Below are 20,122 nucleotides of genomic sequence, written 5' to 3'. Positions count from 1 at the left end.
CTCCCGGCGGAGCCCGCGCCCGGCCCGCGGCGGGCGGCCGGGAAACGCGGAGCCCGGCGCGGACGGCGGGCAGCGATGAGCGCCCGCACCGCTGCCTTCGCCGCGGCCCTGCGCGCGGTCGATGCCGACGTGCACCACTGCGCCAGCCTCGGCCAGGCCCGGCGCACGGCCCGCGAGCTGGCCGGAAGCGGCACCGCCGTGGTCGACGCCGACGTCGCGGCGCCCGCGCTCACCGGCGGGCTGGCCCTCGTCCGCGACCCGTGGGAGGCCGACGTCGGCATCACCGGTGTCGCCGCGGCCTGCGCGGCCACCGGAACCCTGGCCCTCACTGCTTCCCCGGACACGCCGCGCAGCACGTCGCTCGTCCCGCCCGTGCACATCGCGCTGGTCCCGCACGACCGCGTCGTCGACGACCTCGCCGCCCTCTACGCCCGGCTGGCCGCACTCGATCCGCTCCCCTCGGCGATCCAGATGATCACCGGGCCGAGCCGCTCCGGCGACATCGAGATGGTGCTCGTGCGCGGCGTGCACGGCCCCGGCACGGTGCATGCCGTGCTGCACCCCTGAGCCTCTGCGCCGCCCCGGACCGACCGCGCCGGCGCACCGACCGCACCGTACTGACCAGCAGAGACCGACCGAAGGGACACGCCACGTGGGAGCGAGTGACACCGCCGCCGGCAGCGCAGCGCAGGAGGGCCGCGCTGCGGCGGGCCTGGTCCGCTATGCGGTGGACGGGCAACCGGCGCAGGTGGGGGTGCGCGACGCCGAGGGCGGGGTCCGCCCCGTCGCCGGCGCCCGCCGCATGGCCGACCTGCTCGCCCTCGACCTGGCCGAGCTGCAGGCCCGCGTCATCGAAGCGCAGCAGCGGCCCGCCGAGCACGCGCGGTCCCGTGTGCGCCTCCTGCCGCCCGTCGACGGCCTGACCGAAGTGTGGGCGAGCGGTGTCACCTACGAGCGCTCCCGCGCCGCCCGCGGCGAGGAGAGCGACCGCGGCGACCTCTACGACCGCGTCTACACCGCCGAGCGCCCGGAACTGTTCTTCAAGTCCCCGGCGTGGCGCACCGTCACCGACGGCGAGCCGGTCGCGGTCCGGGCCGACTCCGGCCTGGACACCCCCGAGCCGGAACTCGCCGCCGTCCTCACCGCCGCCGGCGCCGTGGCCGGCTACACCGTCTGCGACGACGTGAGCTCGCGCTCCATCGAGGGCGAGAACGCCCTCTACCTGCCGCAGGCCAAGGTGTACGCGGGCGCCTGCGCCCTCGCCCCGGTCATCCGCCCGGCCTGGGAGCTCCCGGGCTGGGCCTCCGGGACCTTCGGCGGCGCCTCCGTGCGGATGCACGTCGACCGCGCCGGAACGCCCGTCTTCGCCGGCGAAGTCGGCCTCGCATCGCTGCGCCGCAGCCCGGACGACCTCGCCGGCCGGCTCTACGCCGGCCTGCCGTTCCCCGAGGGCGCCGTGCTGGCCACCGGAACCGGCGTGGTCCCGCCCCTCACCTTCACCCTGACGCCCGGTGACACCGTCACGATCTCCATCAGCTCCGTCGGCGCCCTGCGCACCCCGGTCGTCCGCGGCCCCGAATCCCTGGCCTGGCTCGCCCACTCCCAGTGCGCCCCCGACGGCCGCCCGCCCCTCGCGGATCCGATCTGCTCTTAGGTCGTGTCTATTGCACCATTCCCGGCTGCGCGGCCACCGGGCTGCCTCTCGCTGCGCCGCTGCACTCGAAAAGCCACACCAGGCTTCGCTTCGCACAGCGGACTTGCGAGAGATTGCCTGGACGGCCGCCCGCCTGACGGAAGCCTTCAAAGAGCACTCCCTAGAGGCCTGCCGGGCGGGCACCTGTCCTGCTGCTGCGCACCGCCCCGGCACGCCCCTCGCGGCGCTCCCCTCCCCTCGACAGGGAAGACCCGCCCTGACTCCCTCGCCGGCCGTGCGTCGGGTGCACCGCCGGCACCGCTCCCGAGACGCCGCCCGTCCAGTACGCCCGAGCCCCCGGATGTCCTCCGGCGCAGCCCCGGCACCGCCGGTCACCGGGGGATGTCGTGCGAGCGCAGGTAGACCTCGGCCGTATCCGCGTCCGGATAGAGCACGATCCCGTCGGTCTGGATGCCGTGGTCCATGTTCATCGCACCGCAGCCCCGGACACCGCTTCCCTCGGCCGCCTCCAGGGAGGCGTCGGGGATGCCGAACCGCTCCTGCTCGTCGCCGGACACCCCGTCCGCGTCGACGAGCCAGTTCCCGATGCCCTCGCATACGGTCTCCGCCTGCTCCGGGGTGCCGGTGAAGGCGACGGTGTAGACGGGGCTGTCGAACGCGTCGTACGCGGCGGTGATGGAGGGGCCGTCCACCCCGTCGGGAAGCTCCACACCGGAGTAGCCGGTGTAGGCCTCCTGCGACGTGTCGATCCCGCCGGGCGGCGGCTCGTCCCTGTCCCCGGTGCAGGACGCCGCGCTCGCGCACAGGACCAGTGCGGCGAGCAGTGCGGGGGAGCCGGGTGCCGGTGCTGAAGGGCGCATTGCCAAGGGCCTCCGCCGTGCCGTTCCCGCCGCCGTCGCTGGGATGGACGCTGACCGGCCCATGGCGGTTCCCCGGCACGCCGTTGCCGGAAACCGGGGGGCGCGGGTGCGGTGCGCGGCCGGCGCGGGGGCGGAGCTGCGCAGTCGCCGCCCCGCCGGGGTGCTGCCGGGCTCTCGCCGGGCAGGGCCGCTGCGGAGCGGGCTCGGACCGCCACCTGCCGTCACCTGCGGAGACCGCGGACAGGGGAGAGATGGCATGTGATCTGTATCACTCTATTTCGATGACATCTGGGCGCTTATGGGGGCGATATCCCGCTTTTCGGGCGATCCGGGTCACGTGGCCTAGGCCACTGGCTGCTCATGTCGGTCATTTACCCGGCGGAGGATTTGTCTTTGCTGCGCGTTTCGGTCATATTGACACCGTCCAGATGATCGAAATGAGCATGGAGGGGGTTCCGGTGCGCCATCAGAAGCTGCTTGATGCGGTGGCCGACGGCGTGCAGCGCGTCGAAGATCTGGCGCGTGAACTCGGGATCAGCCCTTCCACGGTCCGGCGCGGGCTGACGGAGCTGGAGCAGGCCGGGCGGGTCGTGCGGACGCACGGGGGAGCGGTGCCCTCACCTGTCGGCGAGTTGTCGTGGGTGCAGAAGGGGCAGCGCAACGCGGCGGCCAAGCGGCGGATCGCGGAGTGCGCGGCCCGGATGGTCGAGGACGACCACACGGTCATCCTCGACGCGGGCAGCACCACCGCCTTCATCGCCGAGCGGCTGGCCGACCGGTCCGGGCCGACCGTGCTCACCACCGGGACGGGACCGATGTCGGCCCTGCTCGATGCCGAAGGGATCGAGCTGGTCATGGTCGGCGGGCGGCTGCGCCGCCGGCGCGGCGCGATGGTCGGGGAGTACACCCGCGGCGTGCTGGAGCGGATCACCGCCGACATCGCCTTCCTCGGTGCCGACGGCTTCGTGCCCGGCCGGGGCATCAACTGCCCCAGCCCGGAGCTCGCGGCCGTGAAGGAGCTGCAGATGCGCGCCGCCCGGCGCATCGTCGTCGTCGCCGACTCCAGCAAGGCCGGCAGCGACCACGAGGCGCACTGGGCACCGCTCGCCCTGCCCTACACGCTCATCACCGACGGCGGTCTGGACACCGCGGCCCGCAGCTCCCTGGAGCGCGATCCGCACTGCACTCCCCTCATCGTCGAGGCCCCGGACGCATCCCGCACCCGGTCCCGGGCCGACTGAACCAAGAAAGGGGGACCGGGCATGGACCCGCTCCTTCTGGCGGCACTGCTGCTGGGCGTGGCCTCGGCCGTGGCGCTCATCCTGTGGAGCCGCCTCGACGCCTTCGTCGGCCTGTTCGTCGGCGCCCTGGTCACCGGCTCCATCGCCGGCGTCCCGCCGGTCGAGTTGATCGAGATGGTCACCACCGGCTTCGGCAACACCCTCGCCGGGGTCGGCATCGTCATCGCCATGGGCGTCATGATCGGCAAGGTGCTCGAAGAGAGCGGCGCCGCTGATGCGCTGGCGAAGATGTTCGTCCGGATGGCCGGCAAGGGCCGCGAAGACGTCGCCATGGCCGCCACCGGCAGCGTCGTCTCCGTCCCGGTGTTCTGCGACTCCGGGTTCGTCATCCTGCATCCGCTGGCGCGCTCGCTCGCCCGCCGCTACGGCAAGCCGCTGGTCGTGCTGTCGCTGGCCCTGGCCGGCGGACTGTCGATCACCCACCACCTGGTCCCGCCGACGCCCGGCCCGCTCGCCGCGGTCGGCCTGCTCGGCGCCGACATGGGTATGGCCGTGATGGCCGGCGGCATCTTCGCGCTCCTGCTGATCCCCGTCGTCGTGGTCTACGCCCGCGTGGTCGGCCCGCGTCTGGAGAGCCAGCTCGACCCGGTCCTGGTCTCCGCCGGCACCTCCGGCAGTGCGGGCGGCGGCGCCGACGGCGACGCCGGCATCCCGCGCACCAAGGACGGCCGCCTCATCACCGAGGAGCCCGCCGACCCGGGGATCCACCCGGTGCGCGCGATCATCCCGCTGCTGCTGCCGCTGCTGCTCATCGTCGGGCAGACCGTCAGCAACGCAGCCGCTCCGGGCACCGCCGTCAACGACCTGTTCTCGTTCATCGGCGCGCCGCCCATCGCCCTGGCCATCGGCCTCGTGATCGCCGTCTACCTGCTGCCCAAGCGCGGCACGAAGCGCAGCACGGTCGTCTCCTGGCTGACCGCCGCTGCTTCGTCGGCCGGCATGATCGTGTTCGTCACCGGCGCCGGCGGCGCCTTCGGCCACGTCCTCAACGAGTCCGGCGTGGGCGACGCCCTGGCCGACGCGGTGGCCGGCTGGCCGCTGCCGCTGGTCCTGGTGCCGTTCCTGATCGCCACCTTCGTGCGGCTCGCCCAGGGCTCGGGCACCGTCGCCATGATCACCTCGGCGACGCTCAGCGCCCCGCTGGTGACCGCCGGCGGCCTCGACCCGACGCTCGCCGTGCTCGCGGCGTGCTCCGGCTCGTTCGTGTTCTCCTACGTCAGCGACTCCTACTTCTGGGTCGTGACCCGCTTCACCGGCCTGTCCGGCGTGCCGGCGATGAAGATGTGGTCCGGCATGTCCACCACGCTGTGGCTGGCCAGCCTCCCGCTGCTCGGTATCGCGGCGCTCATCCTGCAGTAACCCGTGCGGGGCGGCCCGCCCGCCCCACACGGCATGGAACATCCGCCCCCGTGCGCCGCGGCGACGACCGCGGCCCGGGGGCGGGTCCGGGCGGCCGCACCGCCGCACCGGACCCGCGGCAGAAAGGGGGCCCCATGGCCCAGGTCCTGGTCGTCGCCGACGACCTGACCGGTGCGAACGCCACCGGAGCGCGCTTCGCCCGCGCCGGTATGCGCGTCGCCACGGTCACCCCGGAGCACGTCCGCACCGCGGTCCAGGAGTTCGACGCCGTCGTGGTCGACCTCGACAGCCGCCACCTGCCGCCGGCCCGCGCCGCAGAACTCGTCTCCGAGGCGGTGGCCGCCGCCTGGCCGGTGCCGCTGGTCGTGAAGCGCACCGACACCACGCTGCGCGGCAACATCGGCGCCGAACTCGAAGCCGCGTGGCGCGCCGTGCGCGCCCGCACCCCGGACTCGCTGCGGGTGCGCGCGCTGTTCGCACCCGCCTTCCCCTCCTCCGGCCGGGTCACCGCCGACGGCGTCCAGCTCCTCGACGGTGTCCCGCTGGAGCGCACCGAGCTCGCACTCGACCCGCTCAGCCCGATCACCGGCAGCGTCGTCGCCGACATCGTCGCGCTCCAGAGCGAGCTCCCGGTCCGCTCCGTGCGGCTGCGCGAGGTCGCCGGCGCCGGGGACCTCGCCGGCCGGCTCTCCGACGGCTACGAGCCGGTCGTGCTCTGCGACGCGCTGACCGAGGAGCACCTCGCCGGCATCGCCCGCGCCGCCGCCGAGGTGCACCGGCGGGACGGCACCGTCTGGGTCGCCGTCGACCCCGGCCCCTCCGGCGCGCTGCTCGCCGAGGCCCTCGGGCTGGCCGCCGGGTCGGCCGAGCCGCCGGCGCCGCTGCTCGCCGTCGTCGGCTCCGCCACCGAGGTCACCCGGCGCCAGCTGGCTGCGGCGCACCGCGCCGACGGCGTGCGCTTCGTCGACGTCGACGTGCGCGCGCTCACCGAGGAGCAGCCCGGCTACGCCGCCGCGCTGGCCGCCGAGATCGCCGCGGCGCTCGCCGCGACCTCCTTCCCGGACGCCGTCGTGGCCCGCACCGCCTCCGAGGCCCGCGACGTCGTCGAGCTGCCGTTCGCCGCCAAGCGCGCGCTGCCGCGGCTGCTCGCCGAAGTGGTGCGCGCGGCCGTCGACGCGGGGGCGCCCTCGGGCCTCTACACCAGCGGCGGCGACGTCACCTCCGCGGTGCTGGAGGAGCTCGGCGCGCACGCCTTCGAGGTCGGCGGGGAGGTCGTGCCGCTCGCCGTGCACGGAACGCTCGTCGGCGGCGCGTACCAGGGCACTCCGGTGGTGACCAAGGGCGGACTGATCGGCGACGACACCACCGTGGCCGCCTGCCTGGACCGGCTCCGCCGCGCCGTGCTGGCGCGGGCGCGCACCGTCTCCGCCGAGGTCGGCGGCAGGCAGGGCTAGGGCCGCGGCAGCGCCGGCCGGGCCAGGCCGGGCACAGAGCTGAACACGGCCCGCACCCGCGGGCCCAACCGGGCGGGCGCCGCTGGGGCGCGCCCGCCCACGATGAGAGGGGAACCCCACATGTCTGAACGACCGATCCTCGCCGTCACCGTCGGCGACCCGGTCGGCATCGGCCCGGAGATCACCGTGCGCACCCTCGCGTCGGTGGGTACCGGAGCCTCCGCGCGCGGCGTCGTGGTCGCCGACCCGGCCGTACTGCGCCGCGCGGTCGCGGTGTGCGGCCTGGAGGTGTCCGTCCGCGGCTTCTCCTCCTGGGACGCCGTGCCCGCCGAGGAGGAGGGCGTGATCGACTGCTTCGACATCGACGCCCTCGGCGGTGCCGAGCTCCCCTGGGGCGTCGTCGACGCCCGCGCCGGCGCCGCGTCGGTGCGCGCCATCGAGGTCGCGACGAAGGCGGCGATGAACCGGGACGTGGCGGGCATCGTCACCGGCCCGATCAACAAGGAGGCCATCTGGGCCGCCGGCAGCGAGCACCTCGGCCACACCGAGATGCTCGGGGCGCTCACCGGCGTCACCCGCCAGACCACGATGTTCGTGGTGCGCGGCAAGAAGATCTTCTTCGCTACCCGCCACCTGTCCCTGCGCAAGGCGCTCGACCAGGTGAGCAGGGAGCAGCAGATCGCCGCGATCGAGGAGGCGCTGACCGCGCTGCGCGTCTTCGGCGACGACGAGCCGAAGCTGGCGGTGGCGGCCATCAACCCGCACGGCGGCGAGAACGGCGCCTTCGGCGACGAGGAGATCGAGCACCTCACCCCCGCGGTGGAGGAGATGCGCGGCCGCGGCGCGGACGTCGCCGGCCCGGTCCCCGCCGACTCGGTCTTCCACCAGCTGCTGCAGGGCCGCTACCACGGGGTGCTGTCGCAGTACCACGACCAGGGCCACATCGCCGCGAAGACCTTCGACTTCGACGGCACCATCTCGGTCACCGTGGGCCTGCCGATCCTGCGCACCTCGGTCGACCACGGCACCGCGTTCGACATCGCCGGAAAGGGCATCGCCGACCCCGGCACCATGACGTCGGCCTTCCAGCACGGCGCCGACTTCGCCCGGTTCGCCGACCGCATCCGCGCCGAGTACGGCAGCTGAGCAGCGACCCGCCGCGGCGTCCGGAACTCCGCTGACTGCGGCGTCCGGAACACCGCGGCGCAGCGCGGCGCCCCGCCCCGGGGAGGAAGGGGGCGGGGCGCCGCTGCTCCGTCCCGGGCTCCGTCCTCTCTCCGCTGCCCGCGCCGGGCTGAGTACCCCTACTCAGGCGGGTCCGCCCGTTTTGCGCTGCACTGGGAGACAGTGGTCCCCTGGGCGGACGGCCCCCCGGGCGAGCGAGGAAGGCGGTGCGGCATGCAGGACGCGCGTGAGGCGCGGGCACAGGCGCTGGACGGGCTGGTCGGGCGGGGTGTGCTCACCCGGTCCCAGGCCGACGCGGTGCACGCTGTGCTGGACGCCGCCGGCATCAGCGGTACCGCCGGCGCCGGCACCGGCGGGAGCTCGGCCGCCGTTCCGGCGGGCACCAGCGCCCCCGCCGGCGGTTCCGGCGGAGGGCGCTGGGCCGAAGTCGCCGGCTACGTCGGCGGCGGACTCGTGCTCGCGGCGGTGGTCGTCTTCATGGCGACCTCGTGGACCGCGATGGAGGCGCCGGTACGGATCCTCCTGCTCGCGGTGTTCGCGCTGTGCACGGCAGCAGCCGGCGGGGTGCTGTCCGGACGGCTCCGCCGGGCCCGGGACGCCGGCGGCGGGCCCTCGGACGCACGGCGGCGGATCGGCGGAGCCCTGTTCGGGCTGGCAGCCGTCGCCACCCTGTTCGCCGCTGCGGAGACGGCGGGCGAACTGGACTCCTACGCCATCGGACTGTCGCCGCCCACCGCGGGCGCCGCCGCGGGCCTGGTGGTCGCCGCAGCCGGCTACCTCCTGGTGCGCTCCGCACCCGGACTGGTCGCGGCCTGGGGGATGAGCGTCGTGCTCGCCGTGGCCGGCGCCGATGACATGTCCGGCCCGCTCCCGCTGGGCCGGCTGGACATCTCGGCGGCGGGGGCCATGGTCCTCGCCGCGGGTGCGGTGTGGATCGCGCTCGCGGTCCTCGGACGCGTCCGCGAGCAGGGGACCGCGCTCGGCCTGGGTGCCGTGACCGCCTACGGCGGTGCATCGGCGATCGAGGGTCCGGCCAACTACGCCGCCGAGATCGCTGTCGCGGTGGCCCTGTTCGTCCTGTTCGCGTGGCTGCGCCGCCGGGACGGTGCCTCCCGGATCGAGAGCACGGCGCTGATCTTCGCCATCCTCGCGGTGACCGTGGCGGTCCCGCGGCTGGTCTGGGAGGTGACCGACGGCGAAGTCTCGGCGGCCGGGGTCCTGCTCGTGGGCGGGGTCGTGCTCCTGCTCTCCAGTGCTGCCGGGTTCCGCCTGCACCGCCGGCAGGCCGCCCCGGAGCCGGCCGCCCCGGAGCCGGCCGCCCCGGAGTTGGCCGCCCCGGAGTTGGCCGCCCCGGAGTCGGACGCCCCGGAGCCGGCCGCCCCGGAGCCGGCCGCCCCGGAGTTGGCCGCCCCGGAGTCGGACGCACCGGCCGGACACGACACCCCCGCGCCCCCGGAGGGGCCCCGCGGCCCGGACCCGGACGCGGCGGCCCCGCCCCGCCTCGACCCGCGCGATCCGGATCAGCGCCTCTGACCCGTCGGCGCGGGCAGGATTTCTCCGCAGACCTGCGCAAACCTCGATTCGTGCGGATGCGCTCCGCTATGCTCGCCGTGCGGTGTGCTCGGGGCACTGGAGGTACAGCAGCAGGGAGGCGCTTCATGAGCGTGAGTGAGTCGCATTCGTCCGGTCCTGTTATCGCCATGCCCAAGAAGACACCCGCTGGGCTCCGCTCCGCGGTGGCACGCTTGGAGCCTGAAGCACTCGAAGCATTCGATGCCCACTGGGCATCATCGATGGATCAGGCTCGGAACGAATACAGCCTTGTTCCAGTACGGCACTTCATCGAGCACTGGTGGACGTGGGTGGCTGTCATCCGGTGGCCGGAACGTGCGCAGCGTATGCGTCAATGCCAGCGGATCGTTGCTGACAGTGAAGACCGCGCCGAGCGCCGGGCCGCTGCGGGAGAGATCGGGCTGATTCTCGACGACGCGGTTGCCGACGCCGACGGCGGACAATGAGCATGTGGTCCTGGGACTACATGACCAGTGCAGACCATGTTGTCGGCGGTCTCAGCCGAGAACAGCGGGAAGGTATCGAGAGGATTGGCCAGCGCCTGGCAGACGCGGTCGGTATCCGTCGCGTCGGTGCCCCGTTCGACGCCAGGGAAAGTGTTTCACCGCTCCTTTCATTCGTAGAGGGCGGTGCGATCGTCTGGTACATGGAGGACTACCGCGATCAGATCATTCTGATCACGCGCATCGCTCTCTACGACCCGGACTGACATCGTCTGGCGCATCTGCGGCCCGGTCCCTCCTCTGCTGGAGGGGCCGGGCCGCAGATGGTAGACGGGCGGTTAGGACGGGTCCAGGCCGGCGCGGCGCAGGGCCTCGGCCATGGCGCCGGAGGGGGCGGGGCCGCGGTCGCGGCTGCCCTTGCCGCCGCCCTTGCTCCGGCTCTTGCCTCCGTCGGGCTTCGGATCCTTGCCGCGGCCGCCGCGGCTGTCCCGGTTGCCGCTGCCGCCGCGGGACTCCTTCCCGGAGCCGCCGCGGGAGCCGTCCTGGGGCGCCAGCTCGTCGTCGAGGCGCATCGACAGGGCGATGCGCTTGCGGCGCTCGTCGACGTCCATCACCTTGACCTTGACGATGTCGCCCGGCTTGGCCACCTCGCGCGGATCGGATACGAACCGGCGCGCCATCGCCGACACGTGCACCAGGCCGTCCTGGTGCACGCCGACGTCCACGAACGCGCCGAACGCCGCCACGTTGGTGACGGTGCCCTCCAGCAGCATCCCCGGTTCGAGGTCGCCGATGGTCTCCACGCCCTCCTTGAACGCCGCGGTGGCGAACGCCGGACGCGGGTCGCGCCCCGGCTTCTCCAGCTCGGACAGGATGTCGGTGACGGTCGGCAGGCCGACGGAGTCGTCGGTGAAGTCGGCCGGGCGCAGCGACGCCAGCGTTGCCGTGTCCCCGATCAGGGATGCCACGTCGGTGGCCGCGGAGGCCGCGATCCGCCGAACCACCGGGTAGGACTCCGGGTGCACCGCCGAGGCGTCCAGCGGGTCGGCGCCGCTGGGGATGCGCAGGAAGCCCGCGCACTGCTCGAACGCCTTCGGGCCCAGCCGCGCCACCTTCTTCAGGTCGGCGCGGGTGCGGAACGGGCCCTCGGCGTCGCGGTGCGCCACGATGTTGTCGGCCAGCGTCGACCCGATGCCGGACACCCGGGTCAGCAGCGGCGGCGACGCCGTGTTCACGTCCACCCCGACCGCGTTCACGCAGTCCTCGACGACGCCGTCCAGCGAGCGGGACAGCTTCACCTCGGAGATGTCGTGCTGGTACTGGCCCACCCCGATCGACTTCGGGTCGATCTTGACCAGCTCGGCGAGCGGGTCCTGCAGCCGGCGGGCGATCGACACCGCGCCGCGCAGCGACACGTCCAGCTCGGGCAGCTCCCGCGAGGCGTACTCCGACGCCGAGTAGACCGAGGCGCCCGCCTCCGACACCGTCACCTTGGTGAGCTTCAGCTCGGGGTGGCGCTTCATCAGGTCCGCGGCCAGCCGGTCGGTCTCGCGCGAGGCCGTGCCGTTGCCGATCGCGACCAGCTCGACGGCGTGCTCGCGCGCCAGCTTCGCCAGCGCCGCGATCGCCTCGTCCCACCGGTTGCGCGGCGCGTGCGGGTAGACGGTGTCGGTGGCGACGACCTTGCCGGTCGCCCCGGTCACCGCCACCTTCACGCCGGTCCGCAGCCCCGGGTCGAGGCCGAGCGTGGGCCGGACGCCGGCCGGCGCGGCCAGCAGCAGGTCGCGCAGGTTGGCGGCGAACACGCGCACGCCCTCGTCCTCCGCGGCCTGCCACAGCCGCATCCGCAGGTCGATGTCGAGGCGCACCAGGATGCGGGTGCGCCACGCCCAGCGCACCGTGTCCCGCAGCCACGCGTCGGCCGGCCGGCCCTGGTCGGCAACGCTGAACCGGGCCGCGATGGCCCGCTCATAGGGGCCCGGGCGGCCGGGCGCGGACGCCTCCGCGCCGTCCTCCTCCGGCTCCGGGTCCAGCGTGATGCTCAGCGCCTCCTCCTTCTCGCCGCGGAACAGCGCCAGCACCCGGTGCCCGGGCAGCGCGTCCAGCGGCTCGGAGAAGGAGAAGTAGTCGGAGAACTTCGCGCCGGCGTCCTCGGCCCCTTCGCGCACCGCGGAGCGCAGCCGGCCCCGCTGCCACATCCGCTCCCGCAGATCCCCGACGAGGTCGGCGTCCTCGGCGAAGCGCTCCACCAGGACGGCCCGTGCACCGTCCAGTGCCGCCTTGGTGTCGGCGACGCCCGCCTCGGCGTCGATGTAGCCGGCGGCCGCCTCCTGCGGATCGGTCCCGGGGTCCGACAGCAGCGCCTCGGCGAGCGGCTCCAGCCCGGCCTCCCGGGCGATCTGGGCCTTGGTGCGCCGCTTCGGCTTGTACGGGAGGTAGATGTCCTCCAGCCGCGCTTTGGAGTCGGCGGCGTTGATCCGCGCCTCCAGTTCGGCGTCCAGCTTGCCCTGGGAGCGGATCGACTCCAGGATGCCGGCCCGCCGCTCCTCCAGCTCGCGCAGGTAGCGAAGGCGCTCCTCCAGGGTGCGCAGCTGGGCGTCGTCCAGGCCGCCGGTGGCCTCCTTGCGGTACCGGGCGATGAACGGAACGGTGCTGCCGTCGTCGAGCAGCCCGATCGCGGCGGACGTGCGCTCGGAGGAGACGTCCAGCTCTTCGGCGATCCGCTGTGAAAGAGAGGTGGTCACGATGCCTTGTCCGTCGTCGTCGAATAGTCCACGCCGCATTCTCCAGCGGCGGGCGCCCGATGTCACACCGGGATCGCGGCGGCGGGCGAGCGCATGTCCTGCAGGGGCGGCCGCGCACCGCCGCCACGCGCACCGCCGGGGCGGCCCGAATCCTTGATTCGGTCATGGGCCGGTGCCGACCGGGCGTTGATCACTCTGCTGGTCTCCTGTTATTCAGGAATCCGACCTGCTCCGGACGCTTCCGGCGCGGGAACGACGCGACGATTGGCGGGATGATCATCGTGCACCTTGACCAGACATCGCTTCGCGAGCTCGCCTCCCTGACCGACGACATGGGCGTCCTCTCCGTCTATGCCACCGCGGATCCGCGCGACCGGTCGTCCTCGCCGGCCTGGCGCCTGCAGATCGCCAACGAGATCAACGCGCTGCGGAGCGCGGCGGCGTCCAACGGGGACAAGCAGCGCCGCACCGCCGTGCTCGAGCGGCTGGATGCGCTCCGGCCGCAGCTCGACGATGTCCTGGACAGCGGCGCCGAATCCGGCGTCGGACGTGCCCTGTTCGCCCCGGTCAGCGGGGGCGAGGTGCGCACCCTGTCGCTGCAGATGCCGCTCAGCGACTGCGCGGTGCTGGAGCCGCGGCCCTACCTGCGCCCGCTCGCCTCGGCGATGACCATGGGCGAGCCGGCCGGTGTGCTGGCCGTCTCCCAGGACGGCGTCCGCGTCGTCGACCTGCGCTTCGGCATCGCCTCCGACCTGGTCACGCTGCCGATCGAGCTGGACGACGAGGACTGGCGGCCCGGCCGCTCCGGCCCGTCGCTCACCCCCGGCTCGGTCTACCGCGGGTCCAGCCGGGTCGACCGCTACGACCGGAAGGTCGCCGACCAGGTCCTGCGCCACCTCAACGCGATGCGGCCGGAGCTGAAGCGGATCGCCGACGAGAACGGCTGGACCGCGGTGGCCATCACCGGCGACAGCCGGCTGACCGCGTCGCTGGAGGGCCGGTTCGCGCACGACTCGCACCGCGACATCATCGTCCTGGACCACGTGGTGGAGAGCCGGACGCTCACCGAGATCGCCGCCCGCGTCGGTCCCGAGATCGAGGCGGTGCGCCTGGAGTCGGTCCGCACGGCGGTGCGCACGGCGAAGGACGCCGCGCTGTCCGGCGGCAGCGGCGCGGTCGGGCTCAGCGACGTGCTCGGCGCCTGCCGCGAGCACCGCGTGGCACGGGTCTACCTCGACTCCGGCCGTACGTGGAAGGGCCACCGGTCGCCCGATGGCGGCTACTTCCCCGCCGACGAGATGCCGCCGGACGTTCCGGCGGGCGCCATGGAGCCGGTCGCCGACCTGGGGGAGAAGATGATCGAGATGGCGCTGACCAACAGCGCCGACGTCACCATCGTCCCCGAGGAAGCCGCTGAGGAGCTCGCCGAGGACGGTGGAGTGGCCGCCCAGCTGCGCTGGTGACGCAGCCTGGCGGAGAACCGTCCGGGCCGCCCGCCGCCGGGGTGCGGCGGGCGGCCCGAGCGATCCCCGGCCGGGGCAGCGGCTCCGCTGGCCCCGCCGCACATCGCTGAGGGGGCGCCGGGAAGGCGCCCCCTCAGCGATGTGCGCGGTGCTTCTCTGCTGCCACCGTGCGGTGCGGCCCGTGCGGGCGGGCAGCGCTCACCGGTGGGCGCGGTCGGACTCGTGCTTCATGAGCAGCGCGGCGACCACCATGATGGCCGCGGTGCCCAGGAAGATCAGCAGCGGCATGATCAGGTTCAGCGTCATGGTGTCCATACCGACGGGGTACCCGGTGCGGCGGTCCGCATACGTGTGCTAGGGGGCGCGGCCGGAGCGGGCGGCGGAGCCCGCAGACCGCAGAGAGGGCGCGCGGCCCCCGGCCGCTCTTTGCGGCCGGGGGCCGAAACAGGGGCGGGGGCGCCGGGCTCCGCGCCGCTGACCTGCGGCGGGAGAATCGCTGGCCGCATCCTGCCAAGAACTCTTTGCAAAGATTCCTCGGCACTAGCGTCGACGGCATGGAACCGCGACGATCCCCCGCCTCCGCGCCCCGGCCCGACTCCGGCCCGGCCCGGGCCGCCGAGTACCCCGCCGGCGACCCGCACACCGTCCAGGCCGACATCGCGACGCTGCGCGCCCTCGCGCACCCCACCCGGATCCGCATCCGCGAGGAGCTCGCCGTTGCCGGCTCCGCCACCGCCACCGTGCTCGCCGGCCGGCTCGGCGAGAGCAGCGGGTCCACCAGCTACCACCTGCGCCAGCTCGCCCGCTTCGGGCTGGTGGAGGACGACCCCGAGCGGCCCGGCAGCGGGCGGGAGCGCTGGTGGCGGCTGCCCGAGCGGGGCCTGCACCTGAACGGGTTCGAGTACCTGCGCAACCCCGCCACCCGCGAGGTGATGAACCTCGTCCTGGATGAGCTCCACCGGGGCCGCGCCGAGCGGTTCCGCGCCTGGATGGACGCCTCGGAGCGCAACCCCGCCGAGGCGGAGCGCTGGATCCGCGGCGCGACCGACAGCGACTGGCTGCTCGCGCTCGACCCCGAGGAGGCCGCGGAGCTCAGCGCGGAGCTGACCGAGGTGCTGATCCGCTGGCGCGACCGCCGCAAGGGCCGCACCACCGAGCCCGGCAGCCGGTACTCACCCGTCGAAGTGCAGGTCAACATCTTCCCCTACCTCGACTCGGTGCGCGCGGCTCCGGCACGTCCCGCAGCGGCCGCCGGCCCGGCGGGTGGAGCGGGCGGAACCCGAGGGGACCGGGAGGGGAACTAGGGCGTGCCGGGTGGACCACTGCCCTGCCGCCCTCCTGCGCGGCGCCCAGGCGTGCCCCTGGCGGCGTTCTCCTCCCTCGAGGAGGGAAAGCCCGCCCTGCCCCCTTCGCCGCCCGTGCGGCGGGTGCGCCCGGCTCGGTCAGTCGGGGAGGACCGGCGCCGCGCCGTCCTGCCACGGGTCGATGCCCTGGGCCTCGCACGCGTCGAACCAGGCGTCGCGCCGCGACTCCGGCAGCAGGCCGCCGCACCAGGGGCAGTAGCCGATCCGGACCGACGAGCGGCCGCCGTCGTGCACGATCAGTCCGTACTCGCGAAACCGCGCGCTGTACCAGATGACGGCGTCTGGGCAGGCGAACGGATCGGCGTGCGCGGTGCAGGAGAACGCGGCGCGCTCGGCCATCGCGGGACAGCAGTGGTCGTGCATCAGCGGCTCCGTGAAGCGGTTCGGGCCGCTCCGCTCCGGCGCGCAGCAGCGCGGAGCAGCGGCAGCCCGCCGTTCACGCACCCCCGTTGAACAGGTCGGGCGCGTAGTACTCGTCCACCGGGACGGGGCCGCGGTAGCCCTGGCACTTGCACTGCCGGTACACGCCCTCCTGGCCGGCGTAGGGGTGGCGGTCGCCGGTCGTCCAGCGGTCCGGGATGATGATCTGCGCCTGGCAGAGCTTCGACTCCTGGTCGTGGAAGACGAGGTGGTGACCGCAGCCGCAGATGGGCTGCGGCGCGGGCTGCGGCGGAGCCTCGGGGAGCGCGCGGCGCGCCTCGGGCCGTTCGCGGCGGGGGAGGAGCCGGCCGACGGCCACCCCGCCGAGGGCGATCGCCGCGCCGATCACCAACGTCACCGGGTCCATCCTCGCACCGTCCCTTCCCGCAGCTCGGCTTCGCGGCCATTCTCTCCCACTGCGCGGCGCCGGTGCGCGACCGAGCGGCCGGTTTCGGGGAATCCGCGCCCGGCGCCGAGATCGGCCGGCCGGGCTCGGGCGATGCGGCGCGCAGTTCAGGGCGGGTTCCGGTGGACGGGCGCCGCATCGCGCAGCAGCGATGCCGCCCTGTCCGCGGCGTGCGGGCCCGGGGCCGCCGGAGTTCCGCAGCGCGGCGGGCGCGGCGCCGCGGCCGGAACCGGTCGCGGGGCGTGTGCGCAGGCGGGCCCGCAGAGCGCCCACCGGATGGGCACCGGCATGGCGGTGCAGTGCGGGGCGGGGCGCCGTGTTAAGAAGTGTGCGGACGATGCGTGATCGCAATATCACTATCCGCGACATGGGGGCGTTTCCCGTGCACCATCCCCGCACCGCCGCCGGGGCCGTGACGGCCGCCGTACTCCTGGCCGCTCTCGCGGCGCCCGCTTCGGCCGGGGCCGACCCGGCCGACGCCGGCGAGTTCCAGGTCCGCGTGGGCGTGGAGGGATCCTCGCTGCGGGTCGGCCAGACCGCCGACTATACGGTCAAGGCGGTCAACACCGGCCCGGCGGACTACCCCGATGCCGCGATCGTCCAGCTGCTTCCACCGGACCTGGACCGTCCCGAGGCCGCCGACGGCGGGCAGGTGGAGCCGCTGCAGATCGTCTGGGAGCGCCCGCTGGAGTCCGGCGGGGAGGCCGTGGTCGGCTCCTCCGGCCGGGTCGGCTCGCCCTCGGAGGGCTTCGACAAGCTCACGACGGTGGCCTGCGTGCGCCCCTCGCCCGGCGCCGGACTGGTCGGCTGCACCTCGTCGGCCGTGCCGATCACCGCGAGCCTGACCCCGCTGTGGGCGGGCGGCGCGGTGCTGGTGCTGGCCGCAGCCGGCGCCTGGTACCTGGTGCGGCGCCGCCCGGAGGAGCTCGCCCGCATCCGCGCGACGGCCGTGCAGTTCAGCCGCTCCGCCGGTGCTGCGGTCGGCATCCGGCGGGTGGCCGCGCAGCAGGGGGCCGCTGCGGAGAAGGCGGGTGGGGCCGCGGACGGCACCGCGCCGGCCGAGGCCCCGGCCGAAGTCGAGGAGATGCTCGACCTGGAACTGATGCCGTGGCGCTACCGCTTCGACCACCTCGCTGCACCCGCTGCCGCGGCGGAGCCGGAGGCTGGTGCGGAGGGTACGGCCGAGGCGGCAGCGGAGGAGTCCGCGGAGGACGCCGCCGGCGCGGAGGCGGGCCCCGATGCGGACGGCCGCGAGCGCGCAGACGAGGTGGCCGGCGCGCCAGCCGCCGCGGAGAACGGGGAGGGCGCAGCGGAACCGGCCGCGGCGGCGACGGGATCTGCGGACGAGCCGGTCCCGGCCGGCGCCGGCCAGGATGCCGAGGCTGCCGCGGAGGTGCAGGACGCCGCGGACGCCGGTGACCGCGATACCGCGGAAGAGCCGGAGCCCGCATCCGCAGAGCAGGGTTCCGCGGCGGGAGCGGACCCGGAAGCCGGGGCGGCCGCGGAGAGCGCTGCGGCGGCCGATACCGGTGAACCCGCTGCTGACGACGGCGACGGCGACGGCGACGGCGACAGCGACAGTGACGGTGACCGCGACTCCGAGGACGCCGGCAGCGACCCCGCGACCACGCCCGCCGACCGCGCTCTCGCCGCCGCCGACCGCGACTGACACGCCGCCTCCGGCGGAAGCGGGGGAGGGGGGTCCTGCGGGGCCTCCACCCCCGCTGCCGCCGGAGGCCCCCGCGACCGGACCGGGGCGCAGTGCGGCGGCCAGAGCACCCGCTCGGCACCCCGCCCCCGTTGCCCGTTCCGGGGCCGGTACGGCGTCCCTGCTCGGGGTGCCTGTCCTGCCGGCGGACGGGGACGGCGCAACGCCCGCACCGCCGAAGGGCTGCGGGCCCGGGCCTCAGCGCATCTGCGCGCTCAACGCCGCAATCCGGCGCAACAGGAAGACTGGCACCCCGGCCAGGCGGTCACTGGCCGCCGACAACCACTGACCGGGACGCAACCCCCCACCAGCGGTCCGGACCTTCCTCCCGGGTGCCGCCGAGCTGCCCCGCGGTCCCGCACGCAGGCCCCCGCCGCTAATGGGGGGCCGTGTCCAGGCCGGGCTTTCAGTGTCCAGACGGCCGCCTCGATGCGCTGCGCCGCGAGGACGGGGACGAGGGGGCCGCGGGCCCGTCCGCGCGGGCCGGGCGGATGAGCAGATGGCCCGGGGTGCGGCGGCGGTCGCGATGGCGCTTGCGCTGTCATTCGTGCAGGGGGCCTGGCCGCCCAGATCGGCAGGGGATGCAGAGGGCGCCCGGTTCGTGTGCACCGCTTGAGCCGGCGCCCGTCGCCATGTCCGCAGCCGGTTCGCGCACCCCCCGTCAGCCATCTGAGACGCGTCCGGTGGGTCTCGGGTGGGGGGGTGCGGTCGGCTCGTGCGCAGGCGCCCGAAGACGCCGGCGGTGCGGACCGCGGCCCGGTAACCGGCGGCGAGCCTGTCGCAGCGGGCCGCCGGAGCCTGCCGCTGCGCTTGCGCCCTTGCGTGTGCGGCCGGCCTTCTGAGTGCCGGGTTGGGCGACCGTGCACCCGGCCCGCCTGCGCGGCAGGGCGCTGTCGGCCGCTGAACGGCAGGCCCTGTCTGCAGGCAGGCCCTCCGGGAGAGTGCGGCGCGCATGCGCCCGCCGGTACCGGTGGGTGTGCGCTGCCTCCGCGGTGGCCGGGAGCGCTGCCGGAGGACGGGGTGAGCCCGCCCCCCCCGCTCGCTCCGAGGGCCCGGAGGGGCCGCGGCCTCAGTCCCCCTGCTCGCCGAGGGCCTTCTGGCGCAGGCCAAGAAGGGTCTGCACGTCGGCGGCGTGCGGGTCCTGCGGCCCGGGGGTTTCGAGGGTGAGCGGCACGCCCGCGGCCACCGGGTGGGTGAACAGCTCGGCGAACGGGTCGGCGCCGATGTGGCCGGCACCGATGTTCTCGTGCCGGTCCTTGCTGCTGCCGCACGGCTCCTTGGAGTCGTTGGCGTGGATCAGCCGCAGCCGCTCCGCGCCGACCACATCGCCGAACCGGTCCAGCATCTGCGCCATGCCGGTGCGCGTGGCGATGTCGTGCCCGGCGGCGAAGGCGTGCGCGGTGTCCAGGCACACCTGCGCCTGCGGGTGCCAGTCCAGCGCCTCCAGGTAGGCGCCCAGGTCGTCCACTGTCGCGCACAGCACCTGGCCCTGGCCGGCCATCGGCTCCAGCAGGACCGGCGGAACCTCGCCGCCGAGCTGCTCCAGCAGCGGCAGCAGCCGCGAACGCATCCGCGCCAGGCCGGCCTCCCGGCCGCCCTTCACGGCCGATCCGGTGTGCACCACGACGCCCTGCGCGCCGATCGCGGCGCCGCGCCGCAGCGCGTGCTCCAGCGAGGCGACCGACTTCTCCGCCACCGCCTCGTCCGGCGCGCCGAGGTTGATGAGGTAGGGCGCGTGCACGAACACCGGCAGGTCGGTGCGCTCGCGCAGCGCCGCGTCCTCGGCCGGGTCGCCGGGCGTCGTGGCCCAGCCGCGCGGATTGCTGACGAACACCTGGACGGTCTCGGCGGCGATGGCCTCGGCGTAGGCGAGGCCCTTCGTCGCCAGACCGCCGGCGACGGGAACGTGCGCCCCGACGGGCGAGATGCGGGAGTCACTCATGATCACCGACCAGACTACGGCCCCCGCGGCCCGGCCGCGGACCGGACCGGGAGACGCCGGGTGCCCGCCAGGGCCGCCGCGCTCCCCGCCGGTAGTGCAGACCGCGGGCCGCCGGCGGCGAGGGGGCCGGTTCCGCACCGCGGAGCTGCCCGCTGCGGTGCACCGGAACGGCCGCACCGGCGGCACGGGCCCGGATCAGGCCGAAGGCCGCGGCGCTTCGCGCCGCGACCGCGGCCGCCGCCGTCGC

Annotated in this window: 17 protein-coding genes; 12 read left to right on the top strand and 5 right to left on the bottom strand. The window is 74.8% G+C overall.

What is annotated here, in order from left to right; translation table 11 throughout:
* Positions 1 to 75 precede the first annotated feature (75 nt).
* Both ACYVGT_RS26845 and ACYVGT_RS26840 read left to right on the top strand, forming a co-directional pair.
* Positions 76 to 567 (top strand): LutC/YkgG family protein, encoded by a 492-nt coding sequence (locus ACYVGT_RS26845; protein WP_460863328.1) that lies wholly within the window; start codon positions 76 to 78, stop codon positions 565 to 567.
* Between the two features lie 85 nt (positions 568 to 652).
* Positions 653 to 1,654 carry a fumarylacetoacetate hydrolase family protein gene (locus tag ACYVGT_RS26840; protein ID WP_460863325.1) on the top strand — a complete coding sequence of 334 codons (1,002 nt, stop codon included), beginning with the start codon at positions 653 to 655 and terminating at the stop codon, positions 1,652 to 1,654.
* Positions 1,655 to 2,025: 371 nt separating this feature from the next.
* Here ACYVGT_RS26840 and ACYVGT_RS26835 read toward each other — a convergent pair whose 3' ends face one another.
* On the bottom strand, positions 2,026 to 2,514 hold the full coding sequence (locus ACYVGT_RS26835) for a hypothetical protein (RefSeq protein ID WP_460863323.1): 489 nt from the start codon (positions 2,512 to 2,514) through the stop codon (positions 2,026 to 2,028).
* 458 nt (positions 2,515 to 2,972) lie between these two features.
* Here ACYVGT_RS26835 and ACYVGT_RS26830 point away from each other — a divergent pair, with 458 nt between their 5' ends.
* The 7 genes from ACYVGT_RS26830 to ACYVGT_RS26800 all read left to right on the top strand — a co-directional run bounded on the left by ACYVGT_RS26830 (position 2,973) and on the right by ACYVGT_RS26800 (position 10,094).
* Positions 2,973 to 3,755 carry a DeoR/GlpR family DNA-binding transcription regulator gene (locus ACYVGT_RS26830; protein ID WP_460863330.1) on the top strand — a complete coding sequence of 261 codons (783 nt, stop codon included), beginning with the start codon at positions 2,973 to 2,975 and terminating at the stop codon, positions 3,753 to 3,755.
* Positions 3,756 to 3,776: 21 nt separating this feature from the next.
* Entirely contained in the window at positions 3,777 to 5,174 is a 1,398-nt protein-coding gene (locus tag ACYVGT_RS26825) for a GntP family permease (protein WP_460863321.1), read from the top strand.
* 134 nt (positions 5,175 to 5,308) lie between these two features.
* Entirely contained in the window at positions 5,309 to 6,628 is a 1,320-nt protein-coding gene (locus ACYVGT_RS26820; protein WP_460863319.1) for a four-carbon acid sugar kinase family protein, read from the top strand.
* Positions 6,629 to 6,748: 120 nt separating this feature from the next.
* Positions 6,749 to 7,774 (top strand): 4-hydroxythreonine-4-phosphate dehydrogenase PdxA, encoded by a 1,026-nt coding sequence (pdxA, locus tag ACYVGT_RS26815; protein ID WP_460863317.1) that lies wholly within the window; start codon positions 6,749 to 6,751, stop codon positions 7,772 to 7,774.
* A gap of 252 nt (positions 7,775 to 8,026) precedes the next feature.
* A complete protein-coding gene (locus ACYVGT_RS26810) occupies positions 8,027 to 9,346 on the top strand; it encodes a DUF2157 domain-containing protein (protein ID WP_460863315.1) in 1,320 nt (439 codons plus the stop codon).
* Positions 9,347 to 9,471: 125 nt separating this feature from the next.
* On the top strand, positions 9,472 to 9,831 hold the full coding sequence (locus ACYVGT_RS26805) for a DUF6247 family protein (protein WP_460863312.1): 360 nt from the start codon (positions 9,472 to 9,474) through the stop codon (positions 9,829 to 9,831).
* 20 nt (positions 9,832 to 9,851) lie between these two features.
* The gene (locus ACYVGT_RS26800; protein ID WP_460863310.1) at positions 9,852 to 10,094 is read left to right on the top strand and encodes a hypothetical protein; all 243 of its coding nucleotides are present in this window, start codon (positions 9,852 to 9,854) and stop codon (positions 10,092 to 10,094) included.
* A 72-nt stretch (positions 10,095 to 10,166) separates the two neighbouring features.
* Here the strand turns inward: ACYVGT_RS26800 and ACYVGT_RS26795 are convergent, their stop codons facing one another.
* Positions 10,167 to 12,572 (bottom strand): Tex family protein, encoded by a 2,406-nt coding sequence (locus ACYVGT_RS26795; protein WP_460863308.1) that lies wholly within the window; start codon positions 12,570 to 12,572, stop codon positions 10,167 to 10,169.
* A 272-nt stretch (positions 12,573 to 12,844) separates the two neighbouring features.
* On the opposite strand from ACYVGT_RS26795, the gene ACYVGT_RS26790 reads away from it, so the two are divergent.
* Together ACYVGT_RS26790 and ACYVGT_RS26785 are read left to right on the top strand one after the other, a co-directional pair.
* Entirely contained in the window at positions 12,845 to 14,035 is a 1,191-nt protein-coding gene (locus tag ACYVGT_RS26790; RefSeq protein WP_460863306.1) for a VLRF1 family aeRF1-type release factor, read from the top strand.
* Between the two features lie 554 nt (positions 14,036 to 14,589).
* Positions 14,590 to 15,339: an ArsR/SmtB family transcription factor gene (locus tag ACYVGT_RS26785; protein ID WP_460863304.1), complete on the top strand. Its 750-nt coding sequence runs from the start codon at positions 14,590 to 14,592 to the stop codon at positions 15,337 to 15,339.
* A 138-nt stretch (positions 15,340 to 15,477) separates the two neighbouring features.
* On the opposite strand, the gene ACYVGT_RS26780 is transcribed toward ACYVGT_RS26785, so the two are convergent.
* Entirely contained in the window at positions 15,478 to 15,762 is a 285-nt protein-coding gene (locus tag ACYVGT_RS26780; RefSeq protein WP_460863301.1) for a DUF6980 family protein, read from the bottom strand.
* A 73-nt stretch (positions 15,763 to 15,835) separates the two neighbouring features.
* Positions 15,836 to 16,186: a hypothetical protein gene (locus tag ACYVGT_RS26775; protein ID WP_460863299.1), complete on the bottom strand. Its 351-nt coding sequence runs from the start codon at positions 16,184 to 16,186 to the stop codon at positions 15,836 to 15,838.
* Positions 16,187 to 16,562: 376 nt separating this feature from the next.
* Between ACYVGT_RS26775 and ACYVGT_RS26770 the strand changes: the two genes are divergently transcribed.
* Positions 16,563 to 17,894 (top strand): hypothetical protein, encoded by a 1,332-nt coding sequence (locus ACYVGT_RS26770; RefSeq protein ID WP_460863297.1) that lies wholly within the window; start codon positions 16,563 to 16,565, stop codon positions 17,892 to 17,894.
* 1,108 nt (positions 17,895 to 19,002) lie between these two features.
* Here the strand turns inward: ACYVGT_RS26770 and ACYVGT_RS26765 are convergent.
* Positions 19,003 to 19,875 carry a deoxyribonuclease IV gene (locus tag ACYVGT_RS26765; RefSeq protein WP_460863296.1) on the bottom strand — a complete coding sequence of 291 codons (873 nt, stop codon included), beginning with the start codon at positions 19,873 to 19,875 and terminating at the stop codon, positions 19,003 to 19,005.
* Between the last annotated feature and the right edge of the window lie 247 nt (positions 19,876 to 20,122).

The organism is Nocardiopsis coralliicola (assembly GCF_054779695.1).
Note: the sequence above shows the minus strand (reverse complement) of the source record. Positions and strands in the feature narration are given on the sequence as shown.

Bases quoted from the DNA above. Each gene is read 5' to 3' on its own strand.
- ACYVGT_RS26790 (WP_460863306.1), top strand. From the start codon at position 12,845: ATGATCATCGTGCACCTTGACCAGACATCGCTTCGCGAGCTCGCCTCC.
- ACYVGT_RS26810 (WP_460863315.1), top strand. From the start codon at position 8,027: ATGCAGGACGCGCGTGAGGCGCGGGCACAGGCGCTGGACGGGCTGGTC.
- ACYVGT_RS26770 (WP_460863297.1), top strand. From the start codon at position 16,563: ATGCGTGATCGCAATATCACTATCCGCGACATGGGGGCGTTTCCCGTG.
- ACYVGT_RS26805 (WP_460863312.1), top strand. From the start codon at position 9,472: ATGAGCGTGAGTGAGTCGCATTCGTCCGGTCCTGTTATCGCCATGCCC.
- ACYVGT_RS26785 (WP_460863304.1), top strand. From the start codon at position 14,590: ATGGAACCGCGACGATCCCCCGCCTCCGCGCCCCGGCCCGACTCCGGC.
- ACYVGT_RS26780 (WP_460863301.1), bottom strand. From the start codon at position 15,762: ATGCACGACCACTGCTGTCCCGCGATGGCCGAGCGCGCCGCGTTCTCC.
- ACYVGT_RS26845 (WP_460863328.1), top strand. From the start codon at position 76: ATGAGCGCCCGCACCGCTGCCTTCGCCGCGGCCCTGCGCGCGGTCGAT.
- ACYVGT_RS26775 (WP_460863299.1), bottom strand. From the start codon at position 16,186: ATGGACCCGGTGACGTTGGTGATCGGCGCGGCGATCGCCCTCGGCGGG.
- ACYVGT_RS26825 (WP_460863321.1), top strand. From the start codon at position 3,777: ATGGACCCGCTCCTTCTGGCGGCACTGCTGCTGGGCGTGGCCTCGGCC.
- ACYVGT_RS26765 (WP_460863296.1), bottom strand. From the start codon at position 19,875: ATGAGTGACTCCCGCATCTCGCCCGTCGGGGCGCACGTTCCCGTCGCC.
- ACYVGT_RS26820 (WP_460863319.1), top strand. From the start codon at position 5,309: ATGGCCCAGGTCCTGGTCGTCGCCGACGACCTGACCGGTGCGAACGCC.
- ACYVGT_RS26800 (WP_460863310.1), top strand. From the start codon at position 9,852: ATGACCAGTGCAGACCATGTTGTCGGCGGTCTCAGCCGAGAACAGCGG.
- pdxA (WP_460863317.1), top strand. From the start codon at position 6,749: ATGTCTGAACGACCGATCCTCGCCGTCACCGTCGGCGACCCGGTCGGC.
- ACYVGT_RS26835 (WP_460863323.1), bottom strand. From the start codon at position 2,514: ATGCGCCCTTCAGCACCGGCACCCGGCTCCCCCGCACTGCTCGCCGCA.